At 70.7% G+C, this 15,337-nt stretch carries 12 protein-coding genes; 2 read left to right on the forward strand and 10 right to left on the reverse strand.

Annotated features, from left to right (window positions below):
* From HL658_RS13935 to HL658_RS13980, 10 genes are all read right to left on the reverse strand, one after another.
* Complete coding sequence (locus HL658_RS13935) at positions 1–864, reverse strand: isochorismatase family protein (RefSeq protein ID WP_180282699.1); 864 nt, start codon at positions 862–864, stop codon at positions 1–3.
* On the reverse strand, positions 861–2,552 hold the full coding sequence (locus HL658_RS13940; RefSeq protein ID WP_180282700.1) for a (2,3-dihydroxybenzoyl)adenylate synthase: 1,692 nt from the start codon (positions 2,550–2,552) through the stop codon (positions 861–863). The genes HL658_RS13935 and HL658_RS13940 overlap by 4 nt, the downstream gene beginning before the upstream one ends.
* Entirely contained in the window at positions 2,549–3,751 is a 1,203-nt protein-coding gene (locus tag HL658_RS13945) for an isochorismate synthase (RefSeq protein ID WP_180282701.1), read from the reverse strand. Before HL658_RS13945 ends, HL658_RS13940 begins: the two co-directional genes overlap by 4 nt.
* Positions 3,752–4,014: 263 nt before the next feature.
* Positions 4,015–7,167 (reverse strand): efflux RND transporter permease subunit, encoded by a 3,153-nt coding sequence (locus HL658_RS13950; RefSeq protein WP_180282702.1) that lies wholly within the window; start codon positions 7,165–7,167, stop codon positions 4,015–4,017.
* 16 nt (positions 7,168–7,183) lie between these two features.
* Positions 7,184–8,263, reverse strand: a complete 1,080-nt coding sequence (locus tag HL658_RS13955; protein WP_180282703.1) for an efflux RND transporter periplasmic adaptor subunit — start codon at positions 8,261–8,263, stop codon at positions 7,184–7,186.
* Positions 8,260–9,510 carry an enterobactin transporter EntS gene (entS, locus tag HL658_RS13960; protein ID WP_180282704.1) on the reverse strand — a complete coding sequence of 417 codons (1,251 nt, stop codon included), beginning with the start codon at positions 9,508–9,510 and terminating at the stop codon, positions 8,260–8,262. Before entS ends, HL658_RS13955 begins: the two co-directional genes overlap by 4 nt.
* Positions 9,511–9,615: 105 nt before the next feature.
* A complete protein-coding gene (locus HL658_RS13965; RefSeq protein WP_246337604.1) occupies positions 9,616–11,634 on the reverse strand; it encodes a TonB-dependent receptor domain-containing protein in 2,019 nt (672 codons plus the stop codon).
* Positions 11,635–11,894: 260 nt separating this feature from the next.
* Positions 11,895–13,514, reverse strand: coding sequence for a PepSY-associated TM helix domain-containing protein (locus HL658_RS13970; RefSeq protein WP_180282705.1), 1,620 nt, complete (start codon positions 13,512–13,514; stop codon positions 11,895–11,897).
* Positions 13,515–13,561: 47 nt separating this feature from the next.
* Complete coding sequence (locus HL658_RS13975; protein WP_180282706.1) at positions 13,562–13,882, reverse strand: hypothetical protein; 321 nt, start codon at positions 13,880–13,882, stop codon at positions 13,562–13,564.
* 3 nt (positions 13,883–13,885) lie between these two features.
* Positions 13,886–14,173 (reverse strand): hypothetical protein, encoded by a 288-nt coding sequence (locus tag HL658_RS13980; protein ID WP_180282707.1) that lies wholly within the window; start codon positions 14,171–14,173, stop codon positions 13,886–13,888.
* A 335-nt stretch (positions 14,174–14,508) separates the two neighbouring features.
* Between HL658_RS13980 and HL658_RS13985 the strand changes: the two genes are divergently transcribed.
* Both HL658_RS13985 and HL658_RS13990 read left to right on the forward strand, forming a co-directional pair.
* On the forward strand, positions 14,509–14,988 hold the full coding sequence (locus HL658_RS13985; RefSeq protein ID WP_180282708.1) for an HMA2 domain-containing protein: 480 nt from the start codon (positions 14,509–14,511) through the stop codon (positions 14,986–14,988).
* 14 nt (positions 14,989–15,002) lie between these two features.
* Positions 15,003–15,335: a heavy-metal-associated domain-containing protein gene (locus tag HL658_RS13990; RefSeq protein ID WP_180282709.1), complete on the forward strand. Its 333-nt coding sequence runs from the start codon at positions 15,003–15,005 to the stop codon at positions 15,333–15,335.
* The last annotated feature ends 2 nt before the right edge of the window (positions 15,336–15,337 follow it).

A 15,337-nucleotide genomic window follows, 5' to 3' on the forward strand; every position in this document is an offset into this window, starting at 1 on the left:
TCACGCCGCCAGGGCGAGGCGGGGCTGGATCAGCCCCCACCAGCCGTTGATGGTGGGCCGCACCGCCAGCTCGGCGAAGTCCACCGCGATCCCCGCCGCCTTGCAGCGGTCGATGAGCTGCATCACCACGATGGAGTCGATGCCGAAATCCAGCAGGTTGTCGTCGTCCCCCGGCACCTCGTCGAGCGTGGCGAGCAGCGTCCGGCGCAGCTCGTCCTTGCTCAGCGGCTCGGCCGCGGTGACGAGGATGCTGGAGGAATGCAGCGTCCGCCCGGCGTTGCGGGCGACGTGGCGCAACGCCATCAGGTGGTCGTCGCGCGTGAAGTCGGCGATGCCGTCGGCGACCAGGAACGGCTTGATGCCGCGCATGAACGCCTCGACCGCCGTCTGCATCACGCCGATGTGGGCGTAGACGCCGCAGATCAGGAGCTGATCGCGCCCAGACTCCGCCAGGATCTCGGCCAGCGGCGCGCGGAAGAAGGCGCTGTAGCGCCATTTGGTCAGCACCCGGTCGTCGGGGTCGGGTGCCAGCGCCGCGACGATGCCGGCCTGCTCCGGCTTGCGAGTCAGCCCCGGCCCCCACATGTCGTTCAGCAGGCCGCGGTCGGCGTCCGACTGCACGGCCGGCTGCGCGGTGTAGACGACGGGAACGCCGAGCGCCTTCAGGTGGCGCTTCAGCCGCGCGATGGTGTCCACGCAGCCGGCGATGGCCGGATTCCCGTCGCCGTAGAAGCCGACGAAATAGTCCTGCATGTCGTGGATCAGCAGCACCGCGCGGCCGGGGTCGAAGCTCCAGGACACCTTGTCCTGCGGCAGTTCGGCGGGGGAGGGCGGGGCGTAGGGGGCGATGGTCCGGATGGTCATGGTGCGGTGGCCTCCGTCTGGGCGGTCCCGGTGTGGGCGTGTTGGGAGGGGACGCTTTTGGCCCGCTCGCGCAGGGTCTGCTTGTCGATCTTGCCGACGGCGGTCTTGGGCAGGTCGGCGACGAACACGAAGCGGTCGGGCAGCTTGAAATCGGCCAGCCCCTGGCCGCGCAGGAAGCGGCGCAGCTCCGACGGACGGGTGTCCGGCGCCGCGATGACGAAGGCGCAGCTCCGCTCCCCCATCAGTGGGTCGGGCATGGCGACGATGGCGGCGTGGCCGACGGCGGGGTGGGCGGCCAGCACGTCCTCCACCTCCTGCGCGTCGATCTTCTCGCCGCCGCGGTTGATCTGGTCCTTGTTCCGACCGCAAACGATCAGGTTGCCGTCGGCGGTCATGGAGACCAGATCGCCGCTGCAATAGAACCCCTCGGCGTCGAAGACCCGGGCGTTGTGCTGGTCGGCCTTGTAATAGCCGCGGAAGGTGTAGGGGCCGCGGGCCCACAGCTCCCCCACCGCGCCCTGCGGCACCGGCCGGCCGGCCGGGTCGAGGATGCGGACCTCGTCGTCGGGGCTCATCGGGCGCCCCTGGGTGTTGACCACCGTCCACGGGTCGTCGTCGAGCCGCGTGTAGTTCACCAGACCCTCCGCCATGCCGAACACCTGCTGCAGGCGGCAGCCCAGCCGTTCCGGCACCCGTTCGGCGACGGCAGGGCTGAGCTTGGCGCCGCCGACCTGCACCACCTCCAGGCTCGACAGGTCGGCCGTGGTGCCGGGGGCGGCATCCAGCCACACCGACAGCATGGGCGGCACCAGCGCCGCCCAGGTGACGCGGTGCCGCGCGATCAGCGGGAAGCAGGTGGCGGGGCCGGGGTCGCCCGCCATGACCACCGTGCCGCCGGCGTGGAACACGCCGAGCGCGCCGGGCGAGCTGAGCGTGAAGTTGTGCGGCGCCGGCAGGGCGCAGAGGAAGCGGCAGCCGGCGTCCAGCCCGCAGACCTCGACGCTCCGCCGCACGCTGTAGAGATAGTCGTCGTGGGTGCGCGGAATCAGCTTCGGCGTCCCGGTGCTGCCGCCGGAGAGCTGGAAGAAGGCCACGCCCGACGCATCGACGCTGTGGTCCGGCCGGGCGTCCGGGGCCGCCGACAGCGCCTGACCGTCCGCCCAGGCGAAGGCGCCGACGACATCCTCCACCGGGTCGCCCAGCAGCAGCAGCCGATCCGGCCCCACCATGCCCGCCAGCGTGGCCGTCAGCGAGCCGGGAAGCGACCCCGCCGGGTCGATGGCGACCAGCGGATGGCTGCGGGCGAGCACCACCAGCCGCGGTTCGATCTGGCGCGCGTAGGCGGACAGCTCGAAGGCACCGTGGTTGTTCAGCGCGTTGACCGGCACCACCCCGCATTTCAGCAGGGCGAAGAAGAGGATGTGGAACTCCGCACGGTTCGGCAGCTGAACCAGCGCGGTGTCGCCGGGCAGCAAGCCGCGGGCTTGGAAGGCGGCGGCCAGCCGGTCGGACAGGCGCTGCACGTCGGCGTAGCGGAAGCGGCGTTCGCCACAGAGGATCGCGGTGGCCTCGGCCGCGGCACCTTGGTGCCGCTCCACCACATCGGTCAGCGGATCGCCGGTCCAGTAGCCCTTCGCACGGTAGCGGGCGGCGACTTCCGCCGGCCAGGGGGTGAAGGCGACACTCACGACGCCATCTCCACCGCGGCCTCGCCGGCGCCGACGCCGAACAGGTTCAGCATGGTGGCCAGCTTGGCCGCCGTCTCCTCCCACTCCGCCGCGGGGGTGGATTCGGCGACGATGCCGGCCCCGGCGTAGAGGCGCAGCCACCGCCCCTGCACCAGCCCGCAACGGATGGACAGTGCCCATTCGCCGTTCCCACGGCTGTCCATCCAGCCGACCATGCCGCTGTACCAGCCGCGGGCGTAGCCCTCCAGCCCGGCGATGGCCTCGCGGGCCAGCTCCGTCGGCGTGCCGCAGACGGCGGGTGTCGGGTGCAGGGCGTGCGCGAGCCGCAACGACGACACCGAGGGGTCGGCCAGCTCGCCGGTCAGCTCGGTGGACAGGTGCAGCATGGTGGGCGTGCGGATCACGCTGGGCTCGTCGGGAACCGCCAGCCGGCTGCAATGGCCGGCCAGCGCGGCCCGCACGGCATCGACCACATAGCGGTGCTCCGTCCGGTCCTTGGCCGACGCCAGCAGGGCGGCGGTGCGCTGCCGTTCGACCTCCGCCGAGGCGCTGCGCGGGGCGGAGCCGGCCAGCGGGTTGCTGACCACGGTGCGCCCGGTCTTGCGGATCAGCAACTCGGGGCTCGCCCCCACCAGCGTCTGCCCGTAGGCGACGGGGGCGGCGAAGACGTAGGCGCCGGGATTCTGCCGCAGCAGCGTCCGCAGCAGGCGACCCGGAGAGAAGACGCCGCGGGCCTCCACATCGAGCGGGCGCGACAGCACCACCTTGCGCAGGGGGGTGTCGCGGAACAGGTCGATGGCGCGCCCCACCGCCTCTTCGAAGGCGCCGCGGCCGACCGTCTCCTCGACGGCGGCCAGCTCCGCCGGCGCCGTGTCCGGCGTGGCGGGCGCCGCGAGCCGCGCGGTGTCCTCGTGGTCGTAGCGCTGCGGGATGAACAGGCGCGCCTGCTGGCGGCTGTCGAAGGGGATGGCGCCGACCAGGATCGGGTTGTCGATGCCGCGGGCCGTGCGACGGCGGAACGCGCGGTCCAGCGCCTCCTCCCATTGGCCGTCGGTGAAGGCGCGGTCTTCGAGCGCTACGTCCATCCGCTCGTCCACGCCGTAGGCCCTGAGGACACGGCCACGCGAGGCGAACAGGAAATCGGGGTCGCAACGGTCGGCTTGCGGCCGCTCCCCGAGGGGCAGGGCTAGTACATCCATGGAAACGGGGCCTCCACTGGTCATCCGCAAGGGCGGATGGCGTTGGCATCGGTGGCAATCCGCGTGGCTTGCGGCCCTTGGCCGGGGCGCGATCCACCCCCGGACCTGCGGCGGCGGGGGCGGCCTACCATCGTACTTGGTTGCGAATGATTCTTATTATCATTTTATGGGCGAATTTGGTGCCTTGCAAGTGGTTTATGAATTTCCTGTAAGAATTTCCCGTCGGCGGTGCCCGTCGCATCCGCTCGATCCGGAACCGATGGTCAGGACCGGATCTCCACGCGTCTGGACTGTGCCGCCTCCGCGATCCGGTCGGAAAGCCGGAACACCAGCGACAGCACGACCGGCAGGACGGTGACGGTCACCAGGGTGGACACCAGCAGCCCCCACAGCACCACCAGCCCCAGGCCGCGGTACAGCTCGGTCCCGGCGCTGGGCACCAGGACCATGGGCACCACACCGGCGATGCTGGTCACGGTGGTGATGAGGATCGGGCGCATCCGGCTCCGCAGCGCGTCGGTGATGGCCTCGGCACCCGGCATGCCGAGCCGACGCCGGTTCTCCGCCGCCTGCTCGATGATCAGGATGGGGTTGTTCACCACCGTGCCGACCAGCACCAGGAAGCCCATCATGGTCAGCACGTCGAAGGGCTGCGGCGTGCCGAAGCCCTCCCACAGACCGGCCGCGGCGTTGTAGAGCCACAGCCCGATCAGCCCCCCGCCGATGCCGGTCGGCACCACCGCGATGATGATCAGCGGGTAGCCCCAATGGGCGAAGACGGCGACCAGCACCAGATAGGTGATGGCAATCGCCAGCAGGAACCCCCCGGACATGGCGGAGCGCAGCTCGTCCAGCGAGCCGCCGGCCCCGGCGATGCGGGTGATCATCCCGTCCGGGATCACGCCCTCGGCGCGCAGGGCGTCGACCAGCTCGCGGCGCACCGTCTCGATGCCGGTCTCCAGCGCCACCGAGCGGGGCGGGATGATGGTCAGCGTCACCGTGCGCAGCCCGTCCACCCGCGTGATGCTGGAGGAGCCGACGGTCTCCCGCAGCTCCGCCAAGCTGGACAGCGGGACCGGCGTGCCGCGCCCGGTGTGCAGCATCAGATCGGCGAAGCCCCGGCGGTCGCGGGCGGCCCCGTCGGCGATGCGCAGCTGGATGTCGAGCTTCTCGTCGTCCAGCAGATACTCGTCGGCGAAGGCGCCGTCGGAATAGGCGCGCAGCGTGTAGCCGAGCTCGGTCAGCCCGATGCCCATCTCCCCCGCACGGTCCCAATCCGGGTGCAGCTCCAGGAAGGGCTGCGACATGGCGAGCGTCGGCGGCGAAGGGTCGCTGTTGACCTGCCCGTCGGGGAAAAGGTCGCCGGCGCGGTCGAGCACCGTCAGCGCGGTGGCGTAGAGCGTCCGCAGATCGCCGCCGCCCAGCTCCAGGCTGATGGCGCGGGCGCCACCACTGTTGCCGGAGAAGATCGAGCCGCGCGCCGCGAAGGCCCGCATGCCGGGGATCTCCCGCATCCGCCGGGTGATGGTGGCGATCAGGGCGTCGGTGTCGGCCGGGTCCATCGGCTCCGTCACGAAGCGGATGAAGCCCGGCCGGATGAAGCTGAGGTTGACCCGCAGAGGCGGGAATCCGCCGTCGGCCTGCTGGTCCGCGGCGGCGCCGACGCGGCCGCTGAGCACCGGGTCGATGCGGCGCCAGACCTCCAGCATGGTCTCCATGTTGTAGCCGGGCGGGGCGGACATGAAGCTGAACACCGTCGCCTCCTCGCCCTCCGGCAGATATTCGGCCGGCGGCACCATGTGCAGCAGGACGGCCGCCATGGCCGCGGCGGTCGCGCCGAGGATCGCGCATTCCCGCCACACGCCGCCCAGCATCCAGCCCATGGCGGCGGCCAGCGGCCCGTCCGTCCGGCGCCGCTCCGGCTCCGGGGGCGCGATCGGCCAACGGCTGGCGACGATGGGGACGAGGACGAGCGCCACCAGCATCGAGGTCATCACGGCCCCGGTGATGGCGATGGCGATGTCGGAATAGAGCTGCCCGGCCTCCACCGTGATGAACATCACCGGCAGGAACACCAGAACCGTGGTCAGGGTGGAGGACAGGATCGCCGGCCACACCTCCTTGAGGCCGTGCGCGGTGGCGACCGCCTTGGTCTTGCCCATGCGCAGATGGCGGGCGATGCTGTCGAGCGCCACCACGCTGTTGTCCAGCGTCATGCCGATGGCGAAGGCGACGCCGGACAGCGAGATGACGTTGATGGTGCGGCCGGTCGCAGCCAGCACCAGCAGGGTCGCCAGCGTGCACACCGGCATGCTGGCCGCCGCCGCCACCGTGGCCGGGACGGAGCGCAGGAACAGCAGCAGCACGAGACCCGCCAGCAGCCCGCCGGCGATCAGGTTGTTCAGCACGTTGTCGATCGACCGCACCATGTAGCGCACGTCTTCCGACAGCAGCCGCATGACCAGGCCGCGCTCCTTCAGCGCGTGGCGGTTCAGCTCGTCCACGGCGGCGGTGATCGCGTCCTTGACGGCGATCACGTTGGCCCCCGGCCGCTTGCGGATGGTGACCAGCAGGGTCGGCCGGCCGTCGGCGAAGGCGAGGCTGCGCGCCTCCCGCGTGGCCAGCGCCACGGTGCCGACGTCGCGCAGCCGGATGGCGGTGCCGTTCTCCCGCGCGATGGTCAGCGCGGCCAGATCCTCCAGGTCGGCGAAGCGGCCGATGGTGCGCAGGAAATAGCGGCGCTTGCCGAAATCCCGGTCGCCGCCGGAGACGTCGCGGTTGCGCGCCCGGATGGCGTCGCGCACCGTGCCCACATTGATGCCGCGGGCGGCCAGCTTCAGCGGGTCGAGCTCGATGTGGATCTCCTGCGCCGCACCGCCGATCACCTCGGCCTTGGAGACGCCGGGCACCCGCTCCAGCCGCGGCCGCAGGACGTTTTCGATCCAGTTCGTCTCGCGCTGGATCGACGCGGCGTCCACGGCGCCGTCCAGCCGTTCGACCCCGAAGAACAGGAAGGGCTCGTCCGAGGAGGATTCGGCGAGGATGCGCGGGCGGTCCACGGTCTCCGGGTAGTCGGTGACCTGCGACAGGGCGTTGTCGATGTGGATCAGCGCCTCGTCGATGGAGACGCCCGGAGGAAACTCCAGCTCGACCATCCCGCCGCCGAAATCGGCGGTCGAGGACATGCGGACCAGACCGGGCACGGCGCGCAGGAACGTCTCCTGGTCGATCAGGATCTCCTGCTCGACGTCCTGCGGGGTGGCGCCGGGCCAGTTGGTCTCCACCACGATCCGCCGCGGGCTGATGTCGGGGATCATCTGCACCGGGATTCGGAAGACCGACACCGCGCCCAGCAGGCACAGGATCAGGATGGCGGCCAGCGCCGCCAGCGGGTTGCGGAGGATCAGGCGGGTCATGCCGCGGCGCCCCTCGTCAGCCGACCATGTCCGGCACGACCGGCTGGTCCGGGCGCAGCCCCTCGTTGCCCTGGACGACCACCAGATCGTCGGGGCGCAGGTCGGGGCTGACGATCTCCACCCGGTCGCCGACATGGCGGCCCGTGCGCACGGAGACCGGTCGAGCGACGGACCCGTCGCCGCCGCGCTGGACCACCCAGACCCGCGCGCTGCCGTCCGGCCGGCGCTCCACCGCGTCGGCCGGGACCTGCAACGCGATGGCGGAAGACCCCGGCGCGTGGCCCAGGGCGACGGTGACCCGCGCCGACATGCCGGGCATCAGCCGGCCGTCGGGGTTGGCGAGCGCGATGTGGACGCGGAAGTTGCGGCTGACCGGATCGGCGGCCGGCACCACCCGCTCGACGGTGCCGGCGATGGCGGCGTCACCCTCGGCATCGGCGGGCAGCACGGTGACCGGCGTGCCGGCGGCGACGCGGCCGTGGTGGCGCTCGGGCATGTCGAGGTCGACGCGCAGCGGATCGGTCGCGGTGAGCTGGAGCACGGAATCGCCGGCCCCCACCCATTGACCGCGCTCGGCGCGGCGTTGCGTGACGACGCCCGCGAAGGGCGCGGCCAGCCCGTGCCGCGCCACCCGCTCGCGCTGGATGGCGATGGCGGCGCGGATCTGGCGGACCTTCGCCTCCTCGATGGCGGATTGGGCGAGCTGGGTGTGGTAGCGCGACCGCGACATGCTCTGCGCGCCGGCCAGCGCCTCCGCCTCGCGGGCCAGCCGCTGGGCGTCGCGCTGTATAAGCTCGGCCTCGGCGAGCGAGATCTCCAGCCGCTCCAGCTCCAGCCGGGCGATGGTGTCGTCGAGCCGCAGCAGCGGCTGTCCGGCGGCGACACGGTCGCCGACCTCGACCAGCAGGCTGTCGACATGGCCCTCCACCCGCGCGGCCAGCGCGCTGCTGCGTGGCGACACCAGGGTGCCCGGCAGTTGCAGCGTCTGCTGCACGGGGGCGGCGACGACGGGGGTCACCTTCACCCGCATCTGGGCGGCGGCGGGCAGGGGGGCGGCGAGCGCCGCGGCCAGCAGCACCGGCAGCACCCGCTTCATGACGCGGATCCTTCCAGCGCCGGATCGCTCATCGGCGCGCGTCGCATCGGGCCGGCGACGGCGGTCACGGCGGCGGCCGTCGCCAGCGCCCCCAGGCCGAGCAGCAGGATGGCGGCGGTCGGGTCCAGCAGCCGGGCCAACAGCCCGACGCCGACCGTGCCGACGCTGTCACCGAACACCTCCTGCGCGGTCCACAGGCTGTTGACGCGGCCCAGCAGATGGTCGGGTGTGTGCCCCTGGACCATGGCGTATTCCAGCAGCGACGCGATGGAGGTGGCGTATCCGAACAGCACCAGCACCGGCAGCGCCACGAACAGGCCGCCGCCCGTGCCGATCACCGCGACGCAGCCGAAGGCGCCCAGGCAGGCGCCGCCCATGGCGAGGCCCGGACGCTCGACCCGCGACGCCCAGCCGCTGAGCGCCGCGCCCAAGGTCGCACCGACCGGCACGGCGCTGTACATCAGCCCGGTCTCGAAGGCACCGCCGCCGAACACGTCCTGCGCCAGCGCCGGGAAGAGGATCCGGATGGAGGTGGCGAGGGTGGAGAGGCAGCCGAGCGCCACCACGGCCGGGATCACCGGGTGCCCGGCCAGGAAGGCGAAGGCCTGGATCATCGCGCGGAACGGATTGCCGACGGAGCCACCCTCCGGCATCATGCGGGGCAGGCCGAGCAGGGTGAGCACGGTCAGCCCGGTGCCGAGCGCCGTGGCGAGATAGACCCAGGCCACCCCGACCCCGGCGATCAGCAGGCCGCCAAGGGCCGGGGCCAGGATGGTGGCGACGCGCATCGACAGCATGCCCAGCGCGCGCGCCTGCATCAGGTTGGCGCGGCCGACCAGATGCGGCATCACCGCCAACAGCGCGTTGACGCCGATCGCCCCGAAGAACCCGTCCCAGAAGGCCAGACCGTAGATCGCCGCCAGCGACGGCGCCGGCAGCAGGGCGTTGACCGCCAGCCCCAGGAACCCGATCCCGCAGGCGCTGCGCGCGGCCAGGATCAGGCGGCGGCGGTCTTGGCGGTCGGCCAGGACCCCGCCCAACATGAGGCCGAGGAACATGCCGGCGCCGTCGAACGCGACGGCGAAGCCGACATGCAGGCTGGATCCGGTCAGCCCGTAGACCTGGACCGGCACCGCCACCGACAGGAACCCGAGCGCCAGCAGCGAGATGGTGCGGGCGATCAGGACGCGGCGGAAATCGCGGTTGGTCCTCAACAGGCTGACATCGACGAGGAAATTCGGAAACATCGGGGCGGCCTCCGCTGCGCCGTCGGTGCCCGGCGGCGAGGCCGGGACGGCGTGACGGGAAGGAACGCCCGCCCCCGGACGCACCGGGGACGGGCGGCGCGGGGATCAGAAGCGGTAGTTGGCGGAGACGTAGTAGTTGCGCCCCACCTCGACCGTCTGGAAGCCGGTGTTCTTCTCGGACAGGATCACGTTGGTGATGTTCCGCACGCCGGCCCCGACGCGGAAGCTGTCGGTGATGTCCGCGCTGACGCCCCAGTTCAGCATGGTGTAGCCGGGCATCTTTTCCGCGCCTTCGATCTGCGGGCCGGTGTAGCTCGCCGACACGGTGGTGCTCACGATGTCCGTCGCCAGCCAGGTCAGGGCGGCGTTCACCTTGTGCCGCGGACGGTTCTCGAGCTCCGCGCCGGACGCGTTGTCGGTGTAGAGATAGGCGTAGTTGCCGGTCGCCATCACCGTATCGGTGATGTTGACGGAGCCCGTCACCTCGACGCCGGAGATGTCGACCTTGTTGATGTTCTGCCATTCGCGGGACACGGTCACCGGGTCATAGACCGCCTGGATCATGTCCTTGACCTTGTTCTTGAACAGCACGACGCTGGCGTCCCAACGCTTCTGCCGGGTCTCCAGGCCGATCTCGTAGTTGGTGCTGGTCTCCGGCTCCAGGTCGGGGTTGCCGGACAGGAAGCAGCGGCCGCCGCAGCTGATCACCTTGTATTCGCTGCTGAGCTGGTAGGCGTCGGGCGCCTTGTAGCCCTGGCTGACGCCGGCCTTCAGCGACAGCGTGTCGGTCAGTGCGTAGACGACGTTGGCGCGGCTGGTGAATTTGCCGCCGAAGATCTCGTGATGATCGTAGCGGCTGCCGACGGTGAACGTGAGCTGGTCGGTCAGGCTGATCTGGTCCTGCAGATAAACGGCGTTCTGCGCGATCTCGGAGCGTCCGGTCTGCAGGAAGGTGTTGGGATCCTCGACGGTCTGCTTGCGGTGCTCGGCGCCGGCGGTGAAGCGGTTGAAGCCGAGCTGGTAGTTGCCACGCCCGTGCAGGAACAGGTTCTTCTCCTTCAGGTGCCGCTGCTGCGGCGCGTTGTAGGAGGTGTTGTAGTCGTCGATGCGGCCATCCTCGTAATTGGCCTCCACCAGCGTATCGCCCCAGCTCCAAGTGCCGCGGTGAGCCAGACCCACGGTGTGCCGCAGCACCTCCTGCTCGCTGTAGGAACTCCAGCGGTCATAGACGTTGTAGGGCCGGAAATCGTGGTTCAGGCTGTAGTTGACGTCCACCGCCTGGTTGTCGGTGACGTCCCAGGTCAGGGTGGAGGCGAAATTCTTCAGCCGCTTCTTCTCCAGCACCGGCACGGTGCCGTTGTTCTTGGAATCGTGGTACCAGGGCAGGCGGTTGAAGTATTCGGCGGCGATGGTGGCGCCGACCTTGTCGGCGATGGGACCGGCGGCGTAGAGGTTGGTGCGGAACTGGCTGCCGCCGCGGCCGTCGGGAACGACGCGGAAATCGGTGCCGATCTCGCCGATCCAACGATCGGTCGGCTTCTTGGTGATGATGTTGACCACACCGCCGATGGCGTCCGAGCCGTAGAGCGACGACAGCGGGCCGCGCACGACCTCCACCCGCTCGATCGCCGACAGCGGGATGGCGTGGTAGTCGAAGTCGCCGCCCCGCCACAGCGCGTCGGAGGTGGACACCCGGCGGCCGTTGACCAGCATCAGGGTGTAGTTGGCGCCCATGCCGCGGACCACAACCTCGTCACGGCCGATGGCGTCGGTGCTGTCGTTGACGCCGACGGTGCGGCTCAGGATCTCCGGCAGGCCGCTGGCGGCCACGGCCTCCTTCTGCAGCTCGTCGGCGGTGATGACGGTGGTGAAGGCCGGTGCCGTCAGCGTGCTCTGGGCGGTCCCGGTCGCGGTCACCGTCACCGGTCCCAGCGTGTGGACCCCCTGGTCCTGCGCCTCGTCGGTGGCCGGCTGGGCCGCCGTCTGTGCCCGCGCCGGCAATCCCCCCGCCAGGGTCGCCGCCACCAGCGCCGCGCCCACCGCGGCCGTCATCACCATCGAGACCGACGCGGCGTTCGCCGCCGTCCCGTCCTGTGCACAAGCCCCCGCCGTGCGATTGATCATGTCGATGTTCCCCTGATCACGATCGGCCGATCATTGATCGACCAGATGCAAATGCGATTCACTCGCAACTTCTTCCTTTTGGTGGGTACCATATATCCCTTAGCCCTGCAATGGATATAAGCCGCAGGATCTGCACATTATTAGTAGGTAATATCCGACGCATTCAGCAATCAGGACGTGTTTAAGGGCACGCCCCGACGACCCCGTCGGTGCACCGGCGCAAGCGGCTCTGTCGCCCGTGTCCGGACGGTGACTCCCGTCTACTCGGCGGCCGGCACGGCCAGGACCCGGTCCACGGGGGCCGTCCGGGCAGACCAGACGCTGTCGCGCGGCCCCCGCCGGGCGCGGCGCCCGGCAAGCCGCGCCATCCCGCCGAGCCCCAGCGCACCGGCCAGCGCCACGAGATCGACGCCGATAAGTCCCCCCGGACCCCACGGCCCGAGCGCGGGCAGGAGCCACCCGAGCAGAGAGGTCGCGGGGATGGCTGCGGTCGCCGCCGCGCTCGCCCAGAGCAGTTCCACACCGGCCCGCGCGGCACCGCGCAGAAAGGCCCAGCCGCAGGCCCCCAGGAACGCCGCGTAATAGATCCCCCAATGCCAGGCGTGGAGATCGGTCACCGTGCCGTTCAGCCATTTGCCGGCGGCTATGGTCACCGACAGACCGCCGACGCAGCCCAGGCAGACCCCGACCGTTCCGGCGGCGAGCAGGCTGGTGGCCCGGCTCTGCATCACCGGCCCGCCGGCCCGCCGCTCGGTGCGCCGCCGCGATTCGATCCACAGCAGATTGCCGGTGTAGAAGAGCAGCGCGCCGGCCAGCCCGAGGACGAAGTAGGACCAGCGCACGAGTTCGCCGCCGAAGCTGCCGAAATGCAGCGCGAAGAATGTGGAGACGGTGGCCGACCAGCCGCCCTGGTGACCCGGCATGTATTCGGTGTCGATGATGCGGCCGTCCACCGCCCCCATCAGCACGAACCCCTCGCGCCGCACCAGATGGCGCGGATCGTGGCCCCAGACGCGCACAGTGGCCGCGCGGGTGCCGGCGTCGTGGTATTCCAGGCTGACCGGATGGAAGCCGGGCGACAGCGCCTGCGCGCGGTGCAGGAACTCCCATGGTGGCAGCATGGCGGCCGGTGTGGTGTCCTTGGCCACGCTGCGGAACGGGCTGCTGGCGACCATCACCGTGCGCATCCGCCCGTCATAGACGACCTCGTCCAGCGCGTCGTAGATCTGGTCGTGCAGCCCGAACACCACGGCCGTCAGCGCGATGACGATGTGGAAGGGCAGGCTGATCAGGCCCAGGACGTTGTGGGCGTCCAGCCACAGGCGCTTGAGGTTGGCGGTCACGCGCAGGGCCAGGAAGTCCTTGACCAGCGAGGGCAGCAGGATGATGACGCCCGACACCAGCGCCACCACGTAGAGCGCGCTCGCGATCCCGGTGACCATGGTGCCGATGTCCAGGTCGCCGGGAATGCCGGCGGTGCGGTGAAGCACATCCACCAGCAGGCCGATGCCGGACGGGTCGAGCCGGTCGACCGTGACGGTCCCGTCGGGCGCCAGCGTCGCCGCCCAGGGCGCCGGGTCGATGCGCTCGTCCGTCCAGGTCAGGCGCAGCGGCGCGTCCCCGGTCAGCACCGGCTCCACCGCCAGGGTGAAATCCGTCACGTTCGGGCGCAGGGCCTTGGTGATCGTGATCAGGTCCGCCGCCCGCTCGAAAGCCGCCGGCGCCGCGTCGGCCGGCGGCGTGATCCAGCGTTCCAGCGGCTCCTTGAACATGGTCAGGGCGCCGGCATGGAAGCAGACGAACAGGATCAGCCCGGTCAGGATGCCGGTCCAGGTGTGGACCTCGCGGTAGAGGCGGACGACATCGGTGCGGATGGCCATGGCTCGGGGTGCGCTCTCGGGTGTTGCGGGCCGCGCGGGCGGTTCGGTCAGTGGGGCAGGGGGCCGCGGCTCGCCAGCAGCGCCGCGTAGGCGAGCAGGTTGGCCCCGCCCAGCCACAGCCAGGCGCGGAGCCCGCTGCGGAACAGGAAGCAGAAGCTGACCACCCCCAGCCAGACCGGGGCGACGATCCACATGGTGAACTGGAACTTGTTCATCGCCAGCGGGCCGCCGGGGCCGACCCAGGTGACCAGCCCCGACAGGGCGATCGCCAGGGTGAACCCCAGCAGCACCCCGGCAAAGCTCTTGCTCCACCAGTCCCGGCGGATCGGGGGCTGCGGCGGTCGGGCGGGGTGACGGGCATCGGCCATCGTTCACGCCCCATGCCGATTGCGGGTGGCGGCAATGGCCGCGGCGGCGAAGGGCAGGGCGGTGAGCAGCACCATCACCACCGTCAGGCTGACGAACAGCGCGGTCGCGGGGCGCAGCAGCACCGCCCACAGCAGCCATCCCTCCAGCAACCCGGCCAACCCCACCGCGCGGCCGGAGCCCGCGGGAAGCGCTTGGGGCAGCCACAGTTGCCGCGGTGCGGTCAGATAGAGACAGACCGCACCGGCCACCGTTGCGACCACAGCTAGGCCGTGCATGAGGAATTCCACCATCCCGAGGTTCCATCCATCCGCCGCCGATCCGTTTCCGGATAGGCATGACCAAGCTTTGCCAACTTGATCTTGAAGATGCAAGTCATTTGCATTCGCATTTAGGGGAGGCAGGATGTCGCACCCCCGCCCCGCCCGGCGGTTCGACCGCAGTGGCTGATACGGTCGAGCGCGGTATTTCATGCGCCGGGAGCGTGACGGATCCGCGCGAACGCCGTGTTTTACCACAATTTAAGAAGGGATATTATAGTCGGCGCGAGCGAGATGAGAGGCAATCTCATCAACGGTGCGACCCATTGCCGACGGCGACCCATCATGGACACGCACGGAGCCACCACATGACCGGACGTTCCTCGCCGATCGCCTCGGCGTTGCCGGGGCGCATCCGCCTGCGCCACCCGCTGCTGCGCCAGCCCGACCGCCTGCGGGACGCGGCGGCTCGGCTGGCGCAGCTTGAGGGACTCCGCGTCGCCGAAAGCAATCCGGCCGTCGGCAGCCTGCTGGTTCTCTACGACCCGGCCGCGCTCGACCCGGCGACCGTCGAGGCCGCTGTGACCGCCGCGCTGGAACCGGTGCTGCATCCGGGTGACGCGCCCGCGGCCGATCCCGAAGCCGGGCCGCCACCGGCCCACGGTCGAGAGGTCCCGGACCTGAAACGGCGCATCAACCGCGCCGCCAAGATCGGGATGATGGGTAGCATGGCGGCGACGCTCGCGGCGCTCGCCGTGGGCAAGCGCCTGCACGCGGGTGCCGGCACCCTGTTCGTCGCGCTGATGCTCGTGCACATGACCGTGCAGCGCAAACGCCTGTTCCAATGACCGAAGGCGACACCATGGCGCCCATCGACCTGATCCGCCGCCTGTCGGCCTCCCTGCGCATCGTGCACCATATTCCGGGGCGCGTGCGGCTGAAGCTGGACGCCGCGCCCGACGCAGGGCTCGCCGCGGCGGCGGGCGACGTCGATGCCCTGCGCCGTGCGCTCGGCGGGTCGCCGGGCATCCGCACGGTCTCCGTCAACCCGCTCGCCCGGTCCTGCACGATCGAATACGACCCGTCGGTGATCCCCCCCACCGCGTGGCCGGACCTGCTCCGCGGCGACCTCTCCGCCGCGGCGCAGACGCTGCTGCGCATCGTCACCGCCGGGCTCGGCCAAGTGCGGGTCTGAGC

Origin of the sequence: Azospirillum oleiclasticum (assembly GCF_013423485.1) — a bacterium.
Classification (GTDB): domain Bacteria; phylum Pseudomonadota; class Alphaproteobacteria; order Azospirillales; family Azospirillaceae; genus Azospirillum; species Azospirillum oleiclasticum.

Bases quoted from the DNA above. Each gene is read 5' to 3' on its own strand.
- HL658_RS13990 (WP_180282709.1), top strand. From the start codon at position 15,003: ATGGCGCCCATCGACCTGATCCGCCGCCTGTCGGCCTCCCTGCGCATC.
- HL658_RS13945 (WP_180282701.1), bottom strand. From the start codon at position 3,751: ATGGATGTACTAGCCCTGCCCCTCGGGGAGCGGCCGCAAGCCGACCGT.
- HL658_RS13985 (WP_180282708.1), top strand. From the start codon at position 14,509: ATGACCGGACGTTCCTCGCCGATCGCCTCGGCGTTGCCGGGGCGCATC.
- HL658_RS13950 (WP_180282702.1), bottom strand. From the start codon at position 7,167: ATGACCCGCCTGATCCTCCGCAACCCGCTGGCGGCGCTGGCCGCCATC.
- HL658_RS13965 (WP_246337604.1), bottom strand. From the start codon at position 11,634: ATGATCAATCGCACGGCGGGGGCTTGTGCACAGGACGGGACGGCGGCG.
- HL658_RS13970 (WP_180282705.1), bottom strand. From the start codon at position 13,514: ATGGCCATCCGCACCGATGTCGTCCGCCTCTACCGCGAGGTCCACACC.
- HL658_RS13975 (WP_180282706.1), bottom strand. From the start codon at position 13,882: ATGGCCGATGCCCGTCACCCCGCCCGACCGCCGCAGCCCCCGATCCGC.
- HL658_RS13955 (WP_180282703.1), bottom strand. From the start codon at position 8,263: ATGAAGCGGGTGCTGCCGGTGCTGCTGGCCGCGGCGCTCGCCGCCCCC.
- entS (WP_180282704.1), bottom strand. From the start codon at position 9,510: ATGTTTCCGAATTTCCTCGTCGATGTCAGCCTGTTGAGGACCAACCGC.
- HL658_RS13980 (WP_180282707.1), bottom strand. From the start codon at position 14,173: ATGGTGGAATTCCTCATGCACGGCCTAGCTGTGGTCGCAACGGTGGCC.
- HL658_RS13935 (WP_180282699.1), bottom strand. From the start codon at position 864: ATGACCATCCGGACCATCGCCCCCTACGCCCCGCCCTCCCCCGCCGAA.